3 protein-coding genes are annotated in these 2,960 nt (G+C 65.8%); all 3 read left to right on the forward strand.

All coding sequences use genetic code 11. From position 1 onward, the window contains the following. Window positions 1-945 (forward strand): biotin-dependent carboxyltransferase family protein (locus ACMO6A_RS11870; protein ID WP_418471319.1); only part of this gene is annotated, 945 nt, incomplete at its 5' end. 74 nt (window positions 946-1,019) lie between these two features. Continuing rightward, a complete protein-coding gene (gene accB / locus ACMO6A_RS11875; RefSeq protein ID WP_009608973.1) occupies window positions 1,020-1,493 on the forward strand; it encodes an acetyl-CoA carboxylase biotin carboxyl carrier protein in 474 nt (157 codons plus the stop codon). A 13-nt stretch (window positions 1,494-1,506) separates the two neighbouring features. Further along, the gene (gene accC / locus ACMO6A_RS11880) at window positions 1,507-2,856 is read left to right on the forward strand and encodes an acetyl-CoA carboxylase biotin carboxylase subunit (protein ID WP_009608966.1); all 1,350 of its coding nucleotides are present in this window, start codon (window positions 1,507-1,509) and stop codon (window positions 2,854-2,856) included. Window positions 2,857-2,960 lie beyond the last annotated feature (104 nt).

Consider the following 2,960-nt stretch of genomic DNA (forward strand, 5'->3'; position numbering starts at 1 on the left):
GGCGACTTCGCGCCGACGCTGGACGGCGAACCCGTGCCCATGTACGCGGCCGTCATGGTGCGGCGCGGCTCCATCCTGCGCTTCAAGGCGTCGCGCACCGGCTGCTACGGTTACTTGGCCATCGCGGGCAACAGCGTGCGCGTGCCCGAAGTGATGGGCAGTCGCTCGACGAACCTCAAGTGCGAGTTCGGCGGATGGAAGGGTCGCACGCTCATCGTCGGCGACTACCTGCCGTTTTCCACGAAGAGCGTGGACTTCCTGCCCAACCTAGGGTCGCACCGCATCGACGGCGACAACGAGTTCTACGGCTTCGACCGCGACGAAATCACCGTGCGCGTGGTGCCCGGGCCTCAGCAGGACATGTTCACCGACAAAGGCCTGGCCACGTTCTACGGGCAGGCGTACACCACCACCACGAAATGCGACCGCATGGGGTACCGCCTGGACGGACCGGAAATCGAGACGAAGCACGGGTCCGACATCATCTCCGACGGCGTGGCGTTCGGCGCCGTGCAGGTGCCGTCGCACGGACGGCCCATCATCATGCTGGCCGACCGGCAAACCACCGGCGGTTACGCGAAAATCGGCACCATCGCCAGCGTGGACATCCCGAAGCTGGTGCAACGCCCGCCGGGCGGCAAGATCCGCTTCGAGTCCATCGGCGTGCAGGAGGCCCAAGCGCTGCTGCGCGAAGAGGCGCACCTGTTCGAAATGCTGGCGTTGAAAGTGAGGCGGCCCAGCGCCGACGGCATATCGCCCCGGCGCACGGCGCGGCGCCTGACCCCCATCCTGGAGGAACAGGCACGCAAGTCGCAGGCCGACATGTTGTGGATCGACCGAGCCGATCGCTCCCAGCGCGTCGGCAACCGCAACGCCCTGGGAACCGTCCCGCCAAAGAAACAACCGCCCGACGCAACCGACACCACCGAACGCGCAACGACGTAGACGAAGAAGAAGTAGGTAGGGGTTCGCCGAAGCCGGCCGTCACAGAACCCCGTCACAAACGTAGGAGAACCGCCATGGATACGAAAGCCATCGAAGAACTCATCGCCATCATGGACAAGGCCGAGCTCACGGCCTTGCGCGTGGATGACGGCGAAACGAAAATCGAATTGGAGCGCAACCACGGCCCGCTCTCGTCTACCGCGCTGCCGCTCATGGCCGATCGCGTGAGCGCGCTGTTGGCCGGCAAGACCGAAAGCCACGAGGCAGCCGCCGTCGAGGACGCCGACGAAAGCTCCATCCTCGTGCGCAGCCCCATGGTGGGCATGTTCTACATCTCGCCCAGCCCCGACGAAGATCCCTTCGTGAAGGTGGGCCAGGAAGTGCTGTCCGGCCAGACGCTGGCCATCGTCGAGGCCATGAAGATGATGAACGAGATCACCACGCCCGCCCCCGGCATCGTCGTGGAGGTGCTGGCAGCCAACGGCACGCAGGTCGAATACGACCAGCCGCTGTTCCGCGTGGCCACCGCCGCCGGCGAAACGCACTAGGGCGGCGCGCGCCATGTTCGACAAGATACTCATCGCCAACCGCGGCGAGATCGCCGTCCGCATCATCCGCGCCTGCCGCGCCATGGACATCAAGACGGTGGCCGTGTACTCCACGGCCGACAAGCATTCGCTGCACGTGTACCTGGCCGACGAGAGCGTGTGCATCGGCCCGCCCGCCGCGCGCGACTCGTACCTGAACATCGCCGCCATCCTGTCCGCCGCGAAGGGCACCGGCGCGCAGGCCATCCATCCCGGCTACGGCTTCCTGTCGGAGAACTCGACGTTCGCGAAGCTGTGCCGCGAGAACGACATCGTGTTCATCGGCCCCGCGCCCGAGGTCCTGGACCGCATGGGCAACAAGAGCCAGGCCCGCAAGACCATGATGGAGGCGGGCGTGCCCGTGGTTCCCGGCACGAAGGAGCCCGTGCACCATCCGGAGGAAGCGCTGGCGATGGCACGCGAGATCGGCTGGCCCATCATGATCAAGGCGTCGTCGGGCGGTGGCGGCAAGGGCATGCGCATCAGCCACGACGAGCACGACTTCTCCGAGCAGTTCTCCATCGCCCAGCGCGAGAGCGTGGGCGCGTTCGGCGACAACACCATGTACCTGGAGCGCTGCGTGCTGAACCCGCGCCACGTGGAGGTGCAGATCATCGCCGATACGTACGGCACCGTGGTGGCCCTGGGCGAGCGCGATTGCTCGGTGCAGCGCAACCACCAGAAGATGATCGAGGAAAGCCCCTCGCCCGTGATGACGGGGCGCGTGCGCGACGAGATGCTGGAAGCCGCCGTGCGCGCGGCGCAGGCCGTGGGCTACACGTCGGCGGGCACCATCGAGTTTCTGCTGGACGATAAGCTGAACTACTACTTCATGGAGATGAACACGCGCATCCAGGTGGAACACCCCGTCACCGAGATGGTCACGGGCACCGATCTCGTGGAAGAGATGATCCGCGTGGCGGCGGGCGACCCGTTGACGTTCACGCAGGACGACATCACGTACCGCGGCCACGCCATCGAGTGCCGCGTGAACGCCGAGCAGCCCGAACGCGGGTTCCTGCCGTCGCCCGGCACCATCTCGCAGATGCACCTGCCCGGCGGCAACGGCGTGCGCGTGGACACGGCGGCGTACGACGGCTACGAGATCACGCCGTATTACGACTCCATGATCGCCAAGGTGATCGTGCATGGGCGCGACCGCACCGAGGCTATCGCGAAGATGCGCACCGCGCTTGAGGAGATGGTAGTGGTGGGCGTGAAGACGAACCTCGACTTCCAGTACGCCATCATGGAGAACGAGACGTTCGCCGCCGGCCTCGCCGACACCAGCTTCATCGAGCGGTTCATGAAGGGCGAAGTGTAGGGGTTTCTGGCGGGGTTCTGTCGGGCAACGTTCAGTCGCTCAAACAGTCCTGCTCGCACGAAACGCCCACTGGGCGTTTCGGCTCGTGCGGAACTCGCTTGGTG

Origin of the sequence: Eggerthella sp. (genome assembly GCF_048329335.1) — a bacterium.
Taxonomy (GTDB): domain Bacteria; phylum Actinomycetota; class Coriobacteriia; order Coriobacteriales; family Eggerthellaceae; genus Eggerthella; species Eggerthella lenta.

What these genes read in the sequence shown, in the direction of transcription:
- accB (WP_009608973.1), top strand. Translation starts at nt 1,020, where the DNA reads ATGGATACGAAAGCCATCGAAGAACTCATCGCCATCATGGACAAGGCC.
- accC (WP_009608966.1), top strand. Translation starts at nt 1,507, where the DNA reads ATGTTCGACAAGATACTCATCGCCAACCGCGGCGAGATCGCCGTCCGC.